The sequence below is a fragment of the Actinomadura macra NBRC 14102 genome (assembly GCF_001552215.1).
GTDB classification, from domain to species: domain Bacteria; phylum Actinomycetota; class Actinomycetes; order Streptosporangiales; family Streptosporangiaceae; genus Spirillospora; species Spirillospora macra.
In genome coordinates, this window is record NZ_BCQT01000006.1 from 519,424 (window position 1) to 536,779 (window position 17,356).

Consider the following 17,356-nt stretch of genomic DNA (forward strand, 5'->3'; position numbering starts at 1 on the left):
GGCAGGGAAAGTGCAGGTCAGGCGGGGTTCTCGCGTTGGTCGGGCGGTGGTGACCCCGCAAGGTCCGGCGGCAGTGTCGGAAGTGTCGTCGGGGGCGTGGTCGGGGGCACCGGGATGTGCTCCCCGCCGCCGCCACCGGGCCCCCGGGGCCCGGGGCCCTTGCTGATGCGCAGCGTGATGGTGTCCCCCGGCTCGGCTGAGCCGGCGGGCGGGGACGTCTCCGCGACGGTGCCCTTCTTGTACTTGTCGGACCGGACCGGGGAGCCGACGCCCACCGTGAAGCCGGCGGCGCGCAGCCGGGCGACGGCCTCGCCCGGCCTCATGCCGCGGACGTCGGGCACCTTGACCTTGTCCTCGCCCGAGCCCCTGCTGAAGAAGTGGGCCGGCGGGCGGTGGAACGAGCCGGCGGACGTGTCCGACAGCGCCCCGGCCATGCTCTGTTGCCAGATCGGCGCGGGGATCGTGGCCCCGAACACGGCGCCGTAGCAGCGGCCGTCCATGCAGAGGCTGTCCATCGGGAACCGGTATCCGCCACGCGGGTCGCCGACCCATACGGCCGCCGCGAGCTCGGGCGTGTACCCGGCGAACCAGGCGGCGGAGAAGTTGTCCACGGTGCCGGTCTTGCCCGCGGCGGGACGGCCGAGCCCGAGGCCCTTCGCGGTGCCCTTGGTGAGGACGCCGCTCAGCACGTAGTTCACCGCGTCCGCGACGCCCTTGTCGATCGCCTGCTTGCAGTCGGCGCCGGGGACCTTCATCCGGTGCCCGTCCCCGACGGTGACCTGCGTGATGGCGATCGGGGTGCAGTAGCGGCCCCGCGCGCCGAACGCCGCGTACGCCGCGGCGAGCCGCAGCGGTGAGACGGGGTTGAATCCCAGCGTGAACGAGGGGTACTGCTCCAGCGCCTGGCCGTTGGCCTGCCGCATCCCGAGCCGCTCGGCCATCTCGACCGTCTCGCACAGCCCGACCTTCTTCTCCAGTGCGAGGAAGAACGTGTTGACCGAATGGTGCGTTCCGGTGACGAGGCTGAAGGTCCGGCCGCCCTCTCCGTCCGCGGAGTTGCGCAGTTCGCTGTCGGGGTCGCTGCGGGTCCTGCCCTTGCAGTCCCGGTAGCCGACGGGGGTGTAGCTGCGCGGCGCCATCAGCCGGGTCCCGAACGGCAGTCCCTCGTCCAGCGCGGCGGCCAGCGTGAACGCCTTGAAGGTGGATCCGGCCTGCATGCCGATGCTGGACCCGTGGCTGGCGTCGGCCGCGAAGTTGATCCAGGTCTTGCCGCGCTCGCGGTCGGGGCCGAGTCTGCGGTCCACGACCATCGCCTTGATCTTGCCGGTGCCGGGTTCGACCATCGCCTCGGCGGCTGCCTTACCCGCGGAGTTGCGGCGCGGGACGTGCCCGTCGACGGCGCGCTGCGCGGCCTTCTGCGCCCGCCAGTCCAGCGTGGTGCGGATGGTCAGGCCACCTCGTTTAAGTAGCTTCTCCCGTTCCTGCGGGGTGTCACCGAACGCGGTGTTGGTGAGGATCTCCCGCTGGACGTAGTCGCAGAAGAACGGGGCCGAGCTGGTGACGCAGCCGCTCTGGACGTGCTGCACGCGCAGCCCGATGGGCTCCCGGACGGCCGCCTCCGCGGCGTCGTGGTCGAGCCAGCCGAGCTCGGCCATCCGGCGCAGGACGATGTCGCGGCGCTCGCGGGCGGCGCCCGGGTGGTGGACGGGGTCGTAGGCGTAGGGATAGCGGATGACCCCGGCCAGCAGCGCCGCCTCACCGAGCTCCAGCCTGGCGGCGGGCTTGGAGAAGTAGTGCCGGGCCGCGGCCTCGATGCCGTACGCGCCGTCCCCGTAGTAGGCGATGTTGAGGTAGCGGCGGAGGATCTCGTCCTTGGAGTAGCGCTTCTCCAGGGCCACCGCGAACCGCAGCTCGCGGATCTTGCGGGCTGCGGAGACCTCCTTGGCGGCGCGCATCTCCGCGGCCGAGTCGGCGGTGGTGAGCAGCAGGTTCTTGACGTACTGCTGGGTGATGCCGGAACCGCCCTGGGTCACCTGCCCGTTGGACAGGTTGCTCGCGAGCGCGCGCAGCGTCCCCTGGGAGTCGATGGCGCCGTGCTGGTAGAAGCGGCTGTCCTCGATGGCGAGGACGGCGCGGCGCGCGACCGGCGCGATCCGGTCGAGGGGGACGTCCACGCGGTTCTGGTAGAAGAACGTCGCGAGGACCGAGCCGTCCGCGGCGAGGATCCTGGAGCGCTGCGGGACGCCGGAGGTGCTCAGCCCCTCCGGCTCGCTCTCGAACCAGCCCGCCGCGTCGCGGGCACCGACCCCCGCGGTACAGGCGGTGGGCAGGAGCATCAGGGCGACGAGCAGGCCCGCGAGGCCGCCCAGCGCGCCCAGGCCACGGAGCGCACGCGCCTTCTCGGCGCGGGTCGTCGTGGTGGCGAACACACGGCGCGAGCGGCGGCGTCCTTGTAAGGGGCCGTGCCCTGCCGAGGGACGGCCCCTCAGTGAGGGGATGGCGTCCCCGCCGTCACTTCCCGCCTCGTTCGGCACGCGCCTAGGGTAGACGTGCGTCCCCCGCCAGACCACCCCATCGGCGATCTTTCGGACGAAATCCCCCGATTCAGACGTCTCGCTCGCGTCGTTCCCAGGCTCGGACACGATCGCGGAATACCCGCGAAACCGCGCGCAACTCAGCCTCCGGATCAACGCCCCGCTCAGCCGCCTCCCGGACCAGCCCGAAAAGCCGTATCCCCAGGTCACTCCCCGTACCGGAACCGTTGTCGGAAACCTCATCGGTACCGGTACCGGCACCCGGCCCGGACCCGATCCGGGCGGGCGCGCCGATCCGCGCGGCGCGCCGCTGGAGCTGCGCCGCGAGCGACAGCGCGGGCTGCCCCATCGGCACCCCGTCCAGCGCCGACGCCTCCGCGCCGCTCTTCTCCGCCCGCTCGGCCGCCTTGATCTGCTCCCAGTTGGCGTTGACCTCGTCCGAGCCGGAGACCGTCACGTCCCCGAACACGTGCGGGTGCCGGCGGACGAGCTTGTCGACGATCCCGCCCGCCACGTCATCGATCGTGAAAGCGGTCTCGTCGGTGCGCTCGGCGGCCACCACCGAGTGGAAGGCCACCTGCATCAGCACGTCCCCGAGCTCCTCGCGCAGCGCCCCGAGGTCGCCGGACTCGACGGTGTCGAGGACCTCGTACGCCTCCTCCAGCAGGTACGGGACGAGCGTCACGTGCGTCTGCTCGCGGTCCCACGGGCACTCGCGGCGCAGCGTGTCCATCACCGACACGAGGTCGAGCAGCCGCGCGCCGGGCAGGTCGTACGACCCGTGCAGCACCTCCACGTCCAAGGGGTCGTCCACGACGAGCGCACCGACCTCGCGCATCAGCGACTCGTCGCCCTCGGGCGCCGCCACCCACACGACGTCCCCGAACCGCGCCGCCGCCACCAGAGCGGCGGCGTCCGGGGCGTCCACCTCCTCCGGGACCACCCCGGCCTCGCGCAGGTAGGGCAGCAGCGGATGGCCGGCGCGCACCCGGACGTGCGCGCCCGACCGGAGCACGTCCCACGCCTTCCAGGTCAGCAGTCCGGGCGCCACCCGGTGGGTGGTGGCCAGCAGCGTCAGGCTCATGTGCGGTCGATACCCGATTCCGGTGTGGACAGCCGGTACAGGACCGGCCCGACGTTGCCCTTGACCGGGTCGAACGTCCCGTACCGGGGGTTGACCTCGATGTGCAGGCCGTCGGCGGTGGAGCGGAACAGGTCGTTCCACCGCTTCCCGGCCACGGCGGTCTGGAGGCTCTGCGGGTTGCCGTCCGCGCCGAGCCGCTGCATGACGAGCCGCTGCGTCGCCAGGAAGCGGGCCAGGTCACGGGTCTTGTCCCGGGGCAGCCCGCTCGCCAGCGTGATCGACTCCGCGCCGCCCTTCTGGTTCAGCAGGTCGACGGCCTCGTCGGTCCTCCCGTCGGGCACCGCCACCCCCTCCGAGGCCGCCATCTTCGCGGCGACGTGGAAGTTGACCAGCAGCGTCAGCGCGTCGCGCAGGTCGGACTCGCCGGAGTCCTCGCCCATCCCCTCGGCCGGGTCGACCGAGCCGGCCCGCATCCGGTTGGCCATCGGGTCGTCCTTGAACTGCTCCCGCCAGTCCCGGACGGTCTGGCTGAGCGAGGTGACGGTGATGCGGTCGTCGCCGACGACGGCGGCGGTGCCGGCCTTCGCGGTGCCGCCGCTACAGCCGGCCAGCGCGCCGGCCGCCACCAGGGCGGCCACCGCGACCTTCACGGACTTACCGAGCACGGGGACCCCATCTCGTCGCTGTCTCGTCGATGATCACTTCAGATCCGCGCCAGCCTAGGCGCGGACCGGTTCGAGGAACAGTGCCTCGACCAGGTCGGTCGCCCACGCCAGCAACTCCTGGTCGCGCAGCGGACGGCCGCCGAGCGCCGCGGTCTTCGGCGCCGGCACCAGCAGCGTGTCCGTCGCCGGCTTGAGGATGCTCTTCGGGTACAGCCGCTGCAACCTGACCTGCCTGGAGTCGGGCAGGTGCACGGGCGTGAACTTGACGAACGTGCCCTGGAGGGTGACGTCGGTGAGCCCCGCCCGGCGGGCCTTGGCGCGGAACCGTGCCACTTCGAGGAGGTTCAGCACGGGGACGGGCAGCGGCCCGAACCGGTCCTTCAACTCCTCGTGCACCGCCTCGATCTCGTCCTCGGACGTGATCGCGGCGATGCGGCGGTAGGCGTCCAGGCGGAGCCGCTCCCCCGGCACGTACTCGTGCGGCAGGTGCGCGTCCACGGGCAGCTCGACCTTGGTCTCGACCGCCTCCGGCTCGCGGCCCCCCTCCTTCAGGTCGCGGACGGCCTCACCGATCATCCGGACGTACAGGTCGAAGCCGACGCCGGCGACATGCCCGGACTGCTCGGCACCGAGGATGTTGCCCGCGCCGCGAATCTCCAGGTCCTTCATCGCCACGTACATGCCGGCGCCGATCTCGGTGTGCTGCGCCAGCGTCGCGAGCCGCTCGTGCGCGGTCTCGGTCAGCGGCTGCTCCGGCTGGTACAGGAAGTAGGCGTACGCGCGCTCGCGGCCGCGTCCCACCCGTCCCCGGAGCTGGTGGAGCTGCGAGAGCCCGTACATGTCGGCGCGGTCGACGATCAGCGTGTTGGCGTTCGGCACGTCCAGCCCGGACTCCACGATCGTGGTCGCGACCAGGACGTCGTGGTTGCGCTCCCAGAAGTCGACCATGACCCGCTCCAGCTCATGCTCGTTCATCTGGCCGTGCGCGGTCGCGACCCGCGCCTCCGGGACGAGCCTGGCCAGGTTCGCCGCGACCTTGTCGATCGACCGGACCCGGTTGTGCACGAAGAACACCTGGCCCTCGCGCAGCAGCTCGCGCCGGATCGCCGCGGCGATCTGCTTCTCCTCGTAGGGCCCGACGAACGTCAGGACGGGGTGCCGCTCCTCGGGCGGGGTGAGGATCGTCGACATCTCCCGGATGCCGGTGAGGCCCATCTCCAGCGTCCGCGGGATCGGCGTCGCGGACATGGCGAGCACATCCACCTGCGTCCGCAGCCGCTTCAGCTCCTCCTTGTGCTCGACACCGAACCGCTGCTCCTCATCGATGATCACCAGTCCGAGGTTCTTGAACCGGGTCTGCGACGACAGGATGCGGTGCGTCCCCACGACCACGTCCACGCCGCCCTCCGACAGCCCGCGCAGCGTCTCGCCGATCTCGGTGTCGGACTGGAACCTGCTGATCGGCTTCACCACGACCGGGAACGCCCCGAACCGCTCGGAGAACGTCGACATGTGCTGCTGGACGAGCAGTGTCGTCGGCACGAGCACCGCGACCTGCATCCCGTCCTGGACGGCCTTGAACGCCGCCCGCACCGCGATCTCGGTCTTGCCGTAGCCGACGTCACCGCAGATCAGCCGGTCCATCGGGACGGGCTTTTCCATGTCGCCCTTCACCTCGTCGATGGCGGCGAGCTGGTCGGGCGTCTCCATGTAGGGGAAGGCGTCTTCCAGCTCCCGCTGCCACGGGGTGTCGGCGCCGAACGGGTGCCCGGGGCTCGCCATCCGCGCCGAGTACAGCCGGATCAGCTCGCCGGCGATCTGCTTGACCGCCTTGCGCGCCCGGGACTTGGCCTTCTGCCAGTCGGCGCCGCCCAGCCGGTGCAGGCTCGGCGCCTCACCGCCGACGTAGCGGGTCAGCTCCTCCAGCTGGTCGGTCGGGACGAACAGCCGGTCGCTCTTGGCGTACTCCAAGATCAGATATTCGCGGGTGGCGCCCTGGACGGTCCGGCTGACCATCTCCACGTACCGGCCGACGCCGTGCTGCTCGTGCACGACGTAGTCGCCCGGCTTGAGCTGGAGGGGGTCGATGCCGCCGCGCCGCCGCGACGGCATCCGCCGCATGTCCTTGGTGGAGGACTTCTGCCCCGACAGGTCCGTCTCGGTCAGCACCGCGAGCTTGACCGACTCCCACGTGAAGCCGTTCTCCAGCAGCCCGGTCGCGACGTTGACCAGCGATGGCTCCGGCGGCCCCGGCAGATCGGTGAGCCGCGCGCCGAGCCCCTCCTCGCCCATCAGCTGGACGAGCCGCTCGGCGGGCCCGTGACCGGCCGTGACCAGCACGACCCGCCAGCCGCCGTCGATCCAGCCCTTGACGTCCCCGACCACCCGCGACGTATCGCCCCGATACGCCTCCGCGGGCTGAACCCCCAGGTTGAGCGCCTCGCCCTCCGGGTTGAGAGCTGTCACGCTCCACCGGGGCAGCCCCAGCTCCGCGCTGTGGGCGCGGACGTCCTCCAGCGACCGGAACGCGGCGGCGCCCAGGTCGATCGGCGCCTCGCCGCCGGCCGCCGCGTTGACCCAGCTCGCCTCCAGGAACTCCTGGCTGGTCCGGACGAGCTCCACCGCGCGGGTCCGGATCCGCTCCGGCTCGCACACCAGCAGCGCCGATCCCGCCGGCAGCAGGTCGGTCAGCAGCTCCATCCTGTCGGCGAGGACGGGAGAGAACGCCTCCATGCCCTCGACGGTGTCCCCATCGGCGATCCGGCCGAGGATCTCCTCCAGCGCCGGGTGCTCGGACGCCAGCCGCCGTGCGCGCCGGCGCACCTCGTCCGTCAGCGGCAGTTCCCGGCACGGCGGTGCCCACAACCCGTCCTGCGCCACTTCGAGGGAGCGCTGGTCGGCGGCCTTGAAGTAGCGGATCTCTTCGACGGTGTCGCCCCAGAACTCCACCCGCAGCGGATGCTCCTCGGTGGGTGGGAACACATCCAGGATCCCGCCGCGCACCGCGAGCTCGCCGCGCTTCTCCACCAGGTCGACCCGGTGGTAACCCGCGTCCACCAGCCGCCGGACGACGTCGTCCATCTCCGCGTCCTCGCCCGAGGACAGCCGGACCGGCTCCAGGTCGGCCAGCCCGGACACGATCGGCTGGAGCACCGCCCGGATCGGCGTCACGACCACGTCCAGGCCGCCGCCCCGGCCGGGGCCCGCACCGGCCTCGCCCGCCGGGTCGCCGGCGTCGGGGTGGACGAGCCGCCGCAGCACCGCGAGCCGCTGCCCGACGGTGTCCGAGCGGGGTGACAGCTTCTCGTGCGGCAGCGTCTCCCACGCCGGGAAGTGCGCCACCCGGCCGGGGTCGAGCAGGCTCGACAGGGCCGCGGTGAGGTCCTCCGCCTCGCGGCCCGTCGCGGTCACCGCGAGCACCGCGCCGCGCCGTCCCGCGGGCGCGCCGGTGGCGCGTGTGAGCGCCGCCGCCAGGATCGGCCACAGCGACGGCGGCGCGACGACCTCGTGGTCCACCCGCGCCTGCTCTAGCGCGCGCTCCAGCCCGGGGTCGGTGCACGCAAGGTCAACAAGTCCGATGAGCGTCATTCGCCAGCTACCCGATCCGCCCCGACAGGGGCCGCTCCGGCGCTCCCGCCGGTTCTCGCGCGGGCCCCCCGTCCAGCCTCGGGGCAGCCCGAAGTACCGAGATCCCAGCGGACCCCGGTGCCGGGTACCAGGGTACGCGCCCGCCAGAGCCCGCGTGCAGGCCCCGAGTCCCCCCTTAGGCCGACCGGGGTGCGGGCAGGATGCCCGCGGGTGCCGTCCCACCACGGTGCGGCTGGTCATGACCTTTTATCGGGGCGCGACACGACGGTAACCAAGAATGGGCAAATAGCGGACAGAGTGCAGTCGGACGATTACGCTGCGAGATTGTGACCGATCTGCGTACGCCGCCGGTCAGCGACGGCGATCTCTTCTCAGAACGCGCCCGCCAGTACGCCCTCGAGAAGCCCTTGCAGCGGATCCACATCCTGGAGGCGGGCTGCGGCTGGGGCACGGGGCTGGAGCTCGGCGACCGCGACCGCCAGGTCACGGGGGTCGATCTGGAGTCCCCCGAGCTGCGCGCCCACACCTGCGAGCGCACCGACCTCGACACCTGGTACCTGGGCGATCTGCGCACGGTGCCCATGCCGCCGCGCGCCTACGACGTGGTGCACGCCTCCTACCTGATCGAGCGCGTCCCGCACGCCGAACTCGTCCTGGACCGGTTCGTCGCGGCGCTGAAGCCCGGCGGGCTGCTGCTGGTCCACCTGCGCGACCGCAACACCGCGTTCGGCTTCCTCGACCGGCACCTCCCCCGGTGGATGCACGCGCCCGGAAGGCGAAGGAAGACCCGGCCGGGCCGGGCCGCCCGGGCCGCCCGCGGCGCCCACGCCCGCGTCGCCTACGCCGCCACCGACTCCGACTCCGGCTCCGACTCCGCCACCGGCTCCGGCTCCGCGGCAGGGCCCGCCGACCCGGCGACGAGCGCTGCCGCGGAGCCGGCCACCACGGCACCGCTCGCCGCCCGTCCTGAGGCCCGGCCTGAGGCCCAGCCTGAGGCCCAGCCTGAGGCCAGGCCGTCCGCCGCCCCCTCCCCCCAGTCGTCGACCGGGTCGCCGCCGCAGCCGGCGGAGGAGCAGTTCGGACGGCGGCGCGAGCCCCGGCGGGGGCACCGGGCCGCGGCGAAGGACGCCGACCCCCGTCCCGGCCGGAACAGGGTCGCCCACCCGCCCCGCGCCGTCTACGACCGGGTCGCGTCCCGGCAGGGAATGCAGTGGTACTGCGTGATGCGCGGGCTGGTCGTCGCCGAGGAGTACACCTCCCGGCAGGCCATCGACGCCCTCGGGGCCGGAACCGGCCTCGCCGACGTGCTGTGCCGCCTCGTGTCGGCGTTCAGCCGCGGTCGCCTCACCGCAGACCACAGCGAGGTCACGATGGTCATCCGCAAGCCGGAGAACCGTTTCGCCAGGGTGATCTGAGCCTCCCGGCCACCCGGGCCGAGGTGCGCCCACCGGCGCCATCGCAGTATTTTTCCTGCAGTACGTTTTCCAGGGGAAACGGGGCGCGGGGTGGCGTCCGCGTGCACACGACACTGGCACATGACATGGCTCGGCCCGGCCCTGCGCCGGGCGGGATCGGAGACTGCGGTGACCGCCGAAGCCGGCCTACCCGACACGCTGCGCGACTTGCCCACCTGGACGCCGGACGCACGCGAGCTCGCCGATATGGAGCTCGTCCTGGCCGGGGTGTACCGGCCGCTGACCGGGTTCCTCGGCTCGTTCGACACCGCGATGGTCATCGCCGGCGGGCGGCTCGCGGACGGGACACCCTGGCCGGTGCCAGTCACGCTGGCGGTCCCGAAGGAGCTGACCGACCACGAGCGGATCGTCCTGCAGGACCCGGAGGGCGTCCCGCTGGCGGTGCTCCAGGTCGTCGAGAGGTGGCAGGACCCCACCACGAACGCGTGGCAGCTCGCGGGGCCTCTGGAGGCTCTCCGCGCGCCGGCGCACGGACCGTTCCACCGTCTGCGTCGCCGTCCCGACGAGGTCGAGCCCGGCGCGGGGCCGCTGCTCGCCGTCGCCACCGGCGATCCCCTCCACCGCAAGCAGCTCGGCCAGCTCCGCCAGGTGGCCGAGGGTCTCGGCGCCCGCGTCCTCGTCCTGCCGCTGCTGAGCGGCGCGCACGACGAGTCCCTCGTCCGGGCGGTGCTGGGCGTGCGCAAGGAACTGCCCGAGGGCACCCAGATCATCCCCGTGCCGCTGCCCGCGCGCGGCGACGCCCCGGACCGTGACATTCTCCTGCACGCCCATGTCGCCGCCGCCTACGGCGCCACGCACCTGCTCGCCGAGCGGGAGGTGGAGGGCACCGCGATCCCGGTGGCCGTTCCCGAGCCCTGGGCGTACGACGCCGACGTGGAGGTCTGGCGGCCGGTCGCGCGGATCGAGCCCGACCACGTCCAGGCCGAGCTGACCCCGGAGCGGCTGGGCGAGTTGCTGGACGCCGGGGAGCCCGTCCCCGACTGGTTCACCCCGCCCGCCGTCGCCGCCGAGCTGGCGCTGGCGCGGCCGCCCAAGCGCTCGCGCGGCATCACGGTGCTGTTCACCGGGCTGTCGGGGTCGGGCAAGTCCACGGTCGCGCGGGGCCTCGCCGACGCGCTGGTCGAGCGCGGCGGCCGGACGGTCACGCTGCTGGACGGAGACGTCGTGCGGCGGCTGCTGTCGGCCGGGCTGACGTTCTCGCGCGCCGACCGCGACGCCAACGTCCGGCGGATCGGCTTCGTCGCCGCCGAGATCACCCGGCACGGCGGGGCGGCGATCTGCGCGCCGATCGCACCGTACGCGGCGACCCGCGCGGAGGTGCGCCGCATGGTGTCGGCCGCGGGCGACTTCGTGCTCGTCCATGTGGCCACGCCGCTGGAGGAGTGCGAGCGCCGCGACCGCAAGGGCCTGTACGCCAAGGCGCGGGCGGGTCTGATCCCCGAGTTCACCGGCATCTCCGACCCCTACGAGGCGCCGGACGACGCCGACCTGACGCTCGACACCTCCCGGCTGACGCCGGACGACGCGGTCGCACGCGTCCTGGACCTGCTCGTGGAAGGCGGCTGGGTCAGGCCGGAGTAGCGGCCCCGAGCCGTCGACGGGCGTCGGTGGTCGCCTCGGGCCTGCCCGTCCGCCCTACCTGTTTGTCCCACTTCGCCCCGGTTACAACAGCGACCTGATGTCCTTTAAGGTGTTAGGGAGTTTTTCCGATATAGCTGGTAGGTCATGGCGATGGACTTCGATTGGACGATGGCGGGCGGCTCCTTCCTGGTCGCTATCGTCGTCGGGCTGACCGGGATGGGCGGCGGCGCGCTGATGACGCCGATGCTCGTGACGTTCTTCGGCGTGAGCCCGCTCGCGGCGGTCTCCAGCGACCTCGTGGCCGCGGCCGTGATGAAGCCCGTCGGCAGCGCCGTCCACTACCGCCAGGGCACGATCAACATGCGGCTGGTCGGCTGGCTCTGCCTCGGCTCGGTGCCCGCCGCGTTCTCCGGCGTGCTGCTCGCCCGCGCGCTCGGACACGGCGAGCGGGTCGAGGACGTCATCAGCAAGGCGATGGGCGTCGCGCTGCTCATCGCGGCGGCCGGGCTGGTCGTCCGCGGCTACCTGGCCCACCGGGGCCGCTCCGGCGCGCGCACGGACGGCGGGCAGACCCCCGAGATCACGATCCGGCCGGTGCCGACCGTACTGGTCGGGCTGGTCGGCGGCCTGGTGGTCGGCATCACCTCGGTCGGCTCCGGCTCACTGATCATCGTCGCGCTGCTGGCCCTGTACCCGGCGCTCAAGGCCAACCAGCTCGTCGGAACGGACCTGCTCCAGGCGGTGCCGCTGGTATTCGCCGCCGCGCTCGGCCACCTGCTGTTCGGCGACTTCCGGATGGAGGTCACCGCCGCGCTGCTCGTCGGTTCGATCCCCGGCGTCTACCTCGGCTCGAAGGTCTCCGCACGCGCGCCCGGCGGCCTGATCCGCCGTGTCCTGGCGCTGGTGCTGGTCGCGTCCGCGCTCAAGATGTTCGGCCTCGGCGCGGTGCCGCTGGCCTGGACGATGGTCGTGCTGGCCGCCGCGACCGTGGCCGTGTGGCTCGTCCAGCGCGGCCGCACCGCCCGGTCCGAGTCCGGCGAGGGGACGGCGCGGGACCTGTCAGCCGACCAGCTCGTCCACTGACCCTTCCGTCGGGTGCGGCTCGACCCGCTGCTCACCGGCGGGTGGATCGGTCTTGCGCAACGCCCGCCACAGCATCGCCGCCGAGACCAGCCCGCCCGCGCCCAGGCAGTACGGGGCGATGGACGCGTGGCCGGGATCGGCGACCAGCAGGCCGAGCAGGACCAGCAGCCCGGTCGCGCTCTCGACGCCGCGCACGGTGAAGACGGACTTGGACATCTTGCGGGCCGTCGCCAGGCTGGCCAGCGGCAGCGTGCAGGCGAAGCAGACCGCGTAGACGCCCCAGCCGACGAGCGCGACCCGGTCCACCGAGAACGACCCGCCGGTCACCAGCGGGCCCAGCCAGTCCACCAGCAAGATCCCCGACAGGCTCATCACCAGCGCGATCACCGACAGCAGCACGCAGACGCGCACCGCCCGGCGGGCGGGCATGGGCGTCCCGGTGCGCTCCGCCTGGGCGAAGTCTCCGAGCAGGAACCCGCCGGCGCCGTTGACGAACGTCAGCGCGGGCGCCAGCAGCAGCCGCGCGGCCTCGATCCCGGCGAGGGCGGCGGTGGAGGCGAAGGCGGCGATCATGACGCGGGCGAGCAGCAGCGAGCCCGGCCGCAGCCCCGCCTGCACCGACCGCCACACCGCGAACCCGGCGATCTCCCGGAACGCCGTGTTCCGCAGCGGGGCTAGGGCGTACTCGGGGGCCGGCAGCCGGAGCCGGGCGAGCACGATGGACACCAGGCAGCCCGCGCACATCGCGGCGAGCATCAGCTCCACCGAGGCGTCCGCGCCCAGGGTCAGCGCGCCGCCGAGGGTCCCGAGCGTCACCACGAGGTACGCGGTGTCGTTGACGGCCAGCCGCCAGAACTCCATCCGCGCGGTGAAGATCCGCCGCCCGGTCTCGTTCAGCAGCCAGAGCGCCACCAGCAGCGCGAACATCGCGATCCCGGCCGCGCCAGCGAGGCCCATCACCGCGGTCACGGCCGCACCCACCGAGGCGCCCGCGGTGACCGTGATGCACACCGACAGCAGCAGCGCGCCCCGGATGCGTGGATCGAACCGGTCGAACACGGTGAGGCTGTCGCCCACCCAGCTCGTCTGCACCGCCGTGATCATGACGAGGACGGAGACGAACAGCGCGTAGGCGCCGTATCCGGAAGGACCCACCGTCCGCGCGCACAGCGCCTGGACGACCAGGCTGCCACCCGCCGTGACGAACTGGACGGTGACCGCCCCGCCCGCCGAGGACAGCAGCCGGCCGGCCTTACCCGAGAGTCCGCCGGCCTTGCCCGTGCCGTGCCCTGAAGCGGCCTGGCTCACCTGTCCACGTCGTAGTGCATCAGGGACGTGTCGCCTTTTCCCTTGCCGGACCCACTGCCCTGCTCCGGGCTACCGGAGGCGGGCTTGCCGGAGGAGGGCTTTGCGGGGGCGGACTTTCCAGTCGCGGAGTTCTTGCCGCCGAGAAGGGATGCCGGGTCCTCGGCGGTGCGGGTGGGGTCGCCGCCGCCATCCCCCCACAGGTCCACGGGCAGGTCCGACGCGGGGTTCTTCTCGGGCTCGGGTGCGGGCTCCTCACCGGGCGGGGGCTTGCCGCGCGTGCCCTTGCCACGCGGCGCCTTGCTCTGCGAGGACGAGCCGTTGCCGCCGCCCCGCGCCCCCCGGGAACCCGACCCGGTGCTGGTCGGCAGGCCGGAACCGGGGCTGGAAGCCGACGGGCTGGCCCCGTTCAGCCGGGGCCTGCCCCGGTCGCGGTCGGCGGGCGGCGCCGGCGGAACGGACGGGGGCGTCGCCGGGACTGCCTGCGTGGCGGACGCGGACGGCGCGGCCGGGGTCGACCGGGCACGGCGCGTCCCCCTGCCGCGGCCGGATGAGGGCGGCGGCGGGGCCGCTTCCTCGGTCCGCTCGCGCAGCGAGTCGCGCCCCTCGGGCAGCAGGCCGCCCACCCGCACGTCGGAGGTGTGCCTGCGCCCCTGGTAGGACCGTCCGGCGGGAAGCTCCGGCACCGCGCCGGCGCCCTGGCCGCTGCCAAGCGCTCCGCCCGGCGCGCCGGACGCGCCGCCGAGGTCGGGGGCGGGCCCGCCGGCGGGCAGCGGGCCGGTGCCCGCCGGCCGCCGCGGACGGGCGGACGCGCGCAGGAACGACACGACGCACGCGATGATCACACCGAGGGCCAGCCCGATCACGCCGTTCTGCGGCAGCTTGCTGGGGGTCGGCGCGGTCGGGTCGGCGGTGTCGAGGAACTGGACGCCGTCGTTGGTCTTGGACCGGGCCGACAGCAGCCCGCTCTCCTCGGACTGGAGCTTGGTGAGCTGCGCGGCGAGCAGCCGGTACGAGCGGCTCCCGGCCTGGGTGAGCTCCATGTCCTGCGTGACCTTGGTCTGCAGGGACTTGATGCTCTTGATCTGCTCGTCCAGCTTGCCGGTGTTGGTGGAGATCGTGACGTCCTGGTACGCCTGTAGGACCGAGTTGGCGATCACGGCGGCCTCGGTCATGCTGGCGCCGGTCGCGGTCACGATCACGACGCCGCCGTCCGGCTTGCTGGAGGTCTTGACCCGGCCGCGCAGCTGCTCGCCGGTCAGCTTGGGGCCGCGCTTGTCCCGGACGAGCTGCGCGGCACGCGCCATCACCGGCGTGGACCCCGCGAACGCCGCGCGCTGCGCGGTGTAGGTCGCATACCCCTGACCGGAGACGACGCCCATCCGCAGCGCGTTGTTGTTGTTCGTCGGGTCGGTGACCGCGAACTTCGCGGTGGCCGTGGCGCTGCCGAACAGGATCTGCGTGGCCGCGACGGACGCCAGGACGCAGGCCAGCACGATGATGAGCGACATCAGCCGGTAGCGCCAGACGGCCTCGACGAGGCTGATCTCCGGAGTGGCGGGGGTCTGTGCTGTCATCAGGTGCTGAGTCCTCAGGGGGCCGGGGGCAGGGTCGCGGGGGAGGCCGCGGTCAGGCCGTGCACGGCCGCACGCAGCTCGCGGTGGTAACGGTCGGTACCGAACCGCAGGGCGGCGTCGGCGCTGGCCTGCTTGGCCATCACCAGGGCACCGTCCCAGTCGTCCAGGAGCCGGGCGATACCGTCGGCGAGGGCGGCGGGATCGTCCGGCGGGACGACGACACCGTTGTCGCCGTCGGTGAAGATCTCGACCAGCCCCTGGGTGGCGCAGGCCACGACGGGACGCCCGGCGAGCATGGCCTCGACCGCACCGTTCCCGAATGATTCGACGCGCGAGGGCACGATCGCGATGTCCGCCTCGGCGAACGAATTCCAGACCGACGAGCGGAACCCCGCGAAGACCACGGAGTCGTCGTCACCGGCCAAGGCCCGCAGCTCCTCCTCGAACCACTCATAGCCAGGGTAGACGCTGCCGACCAGTGTCAGGTTCACGTCGTACCCGCGCCGGCGGAGCAACTGGACGGCCTTGACCCCGATGTCGGAGCCCTTGCGCTGTGACAGCCGCCCCACCAGGACGATCCTCGCCGGCGGGCCGGGCTCCGGGCGCGGCGGGGCGGGTTCGGCCGGCGGCCCGTCGACGCCGTTGTAGATGATCTGGGCGCCGGAGTCGCCGACCGCGGCGGCGCTCGCCCGGCTGTTGACGACGACCGCGCGCGCGAGGCGCAGCGGCGAGTACAGCAGCGCGCGCATCGGGCGGGGCATCCCGTCTTCGGCCTCGTGGACGTGGCAGAGCGCGGGCACCCGCGCGACCCGTCCGGCCAGGAGCCAGAACGGGAGCGTCACGGTGTTGACGTAGAGGGCGGCGGCGCGCTCGCGGCGCAGCAGCCGCCGGGCACGGGGCAGGGCGCGGGCGGCGGCGATCATCAGCCGCACGAGCCCGATCGGGGTGAGGTAGGCCTTGCGCAGGACCGGGACCGGCAGCACGACGATCTCCGCACCGGCATCGCGGAGCACCGCCGACAGTGGTCCGTCCTCCGGTAGCGTCACGATGACGCGCCACTGGGCCACCAGCGCCCGCACCGACTCGATGAACACCCGGTCGGAGCCGTACAGGTCGGGCGACGGGTGCGCCAGCACCACCGTGGACCGTGCGTCCCGTTCGGCCACTTGCCCTCCTCCAGGCACCCGGATCTATCCAGGACACCAGTCTCCCGCAACCTTCAGATTAACTGTTATTTGCCACCAAGACGTGCGCTGCCCCTTGCGCATAACCTGTGCGGATCGTAACGAGAGCGTCTGCAATCAGAGTGGGGGTCAGAGTGCGCATCGCCATGGTAGGTACACGCGGAGTGCCTGCGCGATACGGCGGCTTCGAAACAGCGGTGGAGGAGATAGGCAAGCGGCTCGTGACAGCTGGCCATGAGGTGATGGTCTACTGTCGAGGCGAACGCCATCCCGAGCCGCAGTACCTGGGGATGCGGCTCATCTATCTCCCGGCGATCGAAAAGAAAGTGGCCGAGACCCTCAGCCACACCGGACTGTCCGTCCTGCACGCGTTCCGCGGCAAGATGGCCCGCGAGGGCGCCGACGTGGCGCTCGTGTTCAACGCCGCGAACGCGCCGCTGCTGCCGGTGCTGCGGACCCTGCGGATCCCGGTCGCCACGCACGTCGACGGCCTGGAGTGGAAGCGCACCAAGTGGAGCGGTACAGGCCAGCGCTACTACCGTGCCGCCGAGTCCATGGCCGTGCGCTGGTCGGACGCCTTGATCGCCGACGCGGTCGGCATCCAGGAGTACTACCGCGAGAAGTTCGGCGCGGAGTCGGTCTTCATCCCCTACGGCGCACCGATCCTCACCTGTACCGACACCGCCAAACTGGCGGAGGCGGGCTACGAGCCGGGCGGATTCCACCTGGTCGTGGCACGGTTCGAACCCGAGAACCATGTGCACCTGGCGGTCGAGGGCTACCGGCGGAGCGGTGCCCGCAAGCCCCTGGTCGTCGTCGGATCGGCCCCCTACTCCGACGAGTACACCACCCGCGTCAGGGAACTGGCGGGTGACGACCCGCGCATCACCTTCATGGGCGGCGTGTGGGACCAGGGCCTCCTGGACGCGCTGTACGCCGGCGCGCTGACCTACGTCCACGGCCACTCGGTCGGCGGTACGAACCCCTCGCTGCTGCGCGCCATGGGCGCCGGCGCGTCCGTCCTCGCCTACGACGTCAACTTCAACCGCGAGGTGCTGGGCGAGGAGGCGGGCCGGTTCTTCGCCGACGCGGCGGAGCTGGCGGCGCGGATCGATGCGGCCGAGGCCGATCCGGGCGCGGCGGCCGACCGGGGCGACGCGGCGCGCAAGCGGGCCTCCGAGCGGTACGTCTGGGACGACGTGGCCGCCGCGTACGAGCGGCTCTGCTCGGACCTCGCCGAGCGCAGGCTCACACGCAAGACCGTGCGCGCGAAGTGAGGG

The 17,356-nt window shown here is 72.7% G+C and carries 11 protein-coding genes; 4 read left to right on the top strand and 7 right to left on the bottom strand.

Annotated elements, in window-relative coordinates; translation table 11 throughout:
• Window positions 1-17 precede the first annotated feature (17 nt).
• The 4 genes from AMA02S_RS11570 to mfd all read right to left on the bottom strand — a co-directional run bounded on the left by AMA02S_RS11570 (window position 18) and on the right by mfd (window position 7,871).
• Window positions 18-2,534, bottom strand: coding sequence for a penicillin-binding protein (locus AMA02S_RS11570; RefSeq protein ID WP_157430513.1), 2,517 nt, complete (start codon window positions 2,532-2,534; stop codon window positions 18-20).
• 70 nt (window positions 2,535-2,604) lie between these two features.
• Window positions 2,605-3,618: a nucleoside triphosphate pyrophosphohydrolase gene (locus tag AMA02S_RS11575; protein ID WP_067455941.1), complete on the bottom strand. Its 1,014-nt coding sequence runs from the start codon at window positions 3,616-3,618 to the stop codon at window positions 2,605-2,607.
• The gene (locus AMA02S_RS11580) at window positions 3,615-4,283 is read right to left on the bottom strand and encodes a hypothetical protein (RefSeq protein WP_067455944.1); all 669 of its coding nucleotides are present in this window, start codon (window positions 4,281-4,283) and stop codon (window positions 3,615-3,617) included. The genes AMA02S_RS11575 and AMA02S_RS11580 overlap by 4 nt, the downstream gene beginning before the upstream one ends.
• Before the next feature lie 54 nt (window positions 4,284-4,337).
• The gene (gene mfd / locus AMA02S_RS11585; protein ID WP_067455947.1) at window positions 4,338-7,871 is read right to left on the bottom strand and encodes a transcription-repair coupling factor; all 3,534 of its coding nucleotides are present in this window, start codon (window positions 7,869-7,871) and stop codon (window positions 4,338-4,340) included.
• A 326-nt stretch (window positions 7,872-8,197) separates the two neighbouring features.
• Here mfd and AMA02S_RS44655 point away from each other — a divergent pair, with 326 nt between their 5' ends.
• The 3 genes from AMA02S_RS44655 (at window position 8,198) to AMA02S_RS11600 (ending at window position 12,010) form a co-directional block, all read left to right on the top strand.
• On the top strand, window positions 8,198-9,286 hold the full coding sequence (locus AMA02S_RS44655) for a class I SAM-dependent methyltransferase (protein WP_281181865.1): 1,089 nt from the start codon (window positions 8,198-8,200) through the stop codon (window positions 9,284-9,286).
• A 168-nt stretch (window positions 9,287-9,454) separates the two neighbouring features.
• On the top strand, window positions 9,455-10,927 hold the full coding sequence (gene cysC, locus AMA02S_RS11595) for an adenylyl-sulfate kinase (protein WP_067457070.1): 1,473 nt from the start codon (window positions 9,455-9,457) through the stop codon (window positions 10,925-10,927).
• 150 nt (window positions 10,928-11,077) lie between these two features.
• Complete coding sequence (locus AMA02S_RS11600) at window positions 11,078-12,010, top strand: sulfite exporter TauE/SafE family protein (RefSeq protein WP_067457073.1); 933 nt, start codon at window positions 11,078-11,080, stop codon at window positions 12,008-12,010.
• Here the strand turns inward: AMA02S_RS11600 and AMA02S_RS11605 are convergent.
• From AMA02S_RS11605 to AMA02S_RS11615, 3 genes are read right to left on the bottom strand one after another with little or no spacing between them, the layout of a single operon-like run.
• A complete protein-coding gene (locus tag AMA02S_RS11605; protein WP_067455950.1) occupies window positions 11,987-13,318 on the bottom strand; it encodes a polysaccharide biosynthesis protein in 1,332 nt (443 codons plus the stop codon). The genes AMA02S_RS11600 and AMA02S_RS11605 overlap by 24 nt on opposite strands.
• Window positions 13,315-14,892 (bottom strand): YveK family protein, encoded by a 1,578-nt coding sequence (locus AMA02S_RS11610; protein ID WP_067455953.1) that lies wholly within the window; start codon window positions 14,890-14,892, stop codon window positions 13,315-13,317. The genes AMA02S_RS11605 and AMA02S_RS11610 overlap by 4 nt, the downstream gene beginning before the upstream one ends.
• 14 nt (window positions 14,893-14,906) lie before the next feature.
• Window positions 14,907-16,058: a glycosyltransferase family 4 protein gene (locus AMA02S_RS11615; protein ID WP_245667457.1), complete on the bottom strand. Its 1,152-nt coding sequence runs from the start codon at window positions 16,056-16,058 to the stop codon at window positions 14,907-14,909.
• A 164-nt stretch (window positions 16,059-16,222) separates the two neighbouring features.
• Between AMA02S_RS11615 and AMA02S_RS11620 the strand changes: the two genes are divergently transcribed.
• Window positions 16,223-17,353, top strand: a complete 1,131-nt coding sequence (locus tag AMA02S_RS11620; protein ID WP_067457079.1) for a DUF1972 domain-containing protein — start codon at window positions 16,223-16,225, stop codon at window positions 17,351-17,353.
• The last annotated feature ends 3 nt before the right edge of the window (window positions 17,354-17,356 follow it).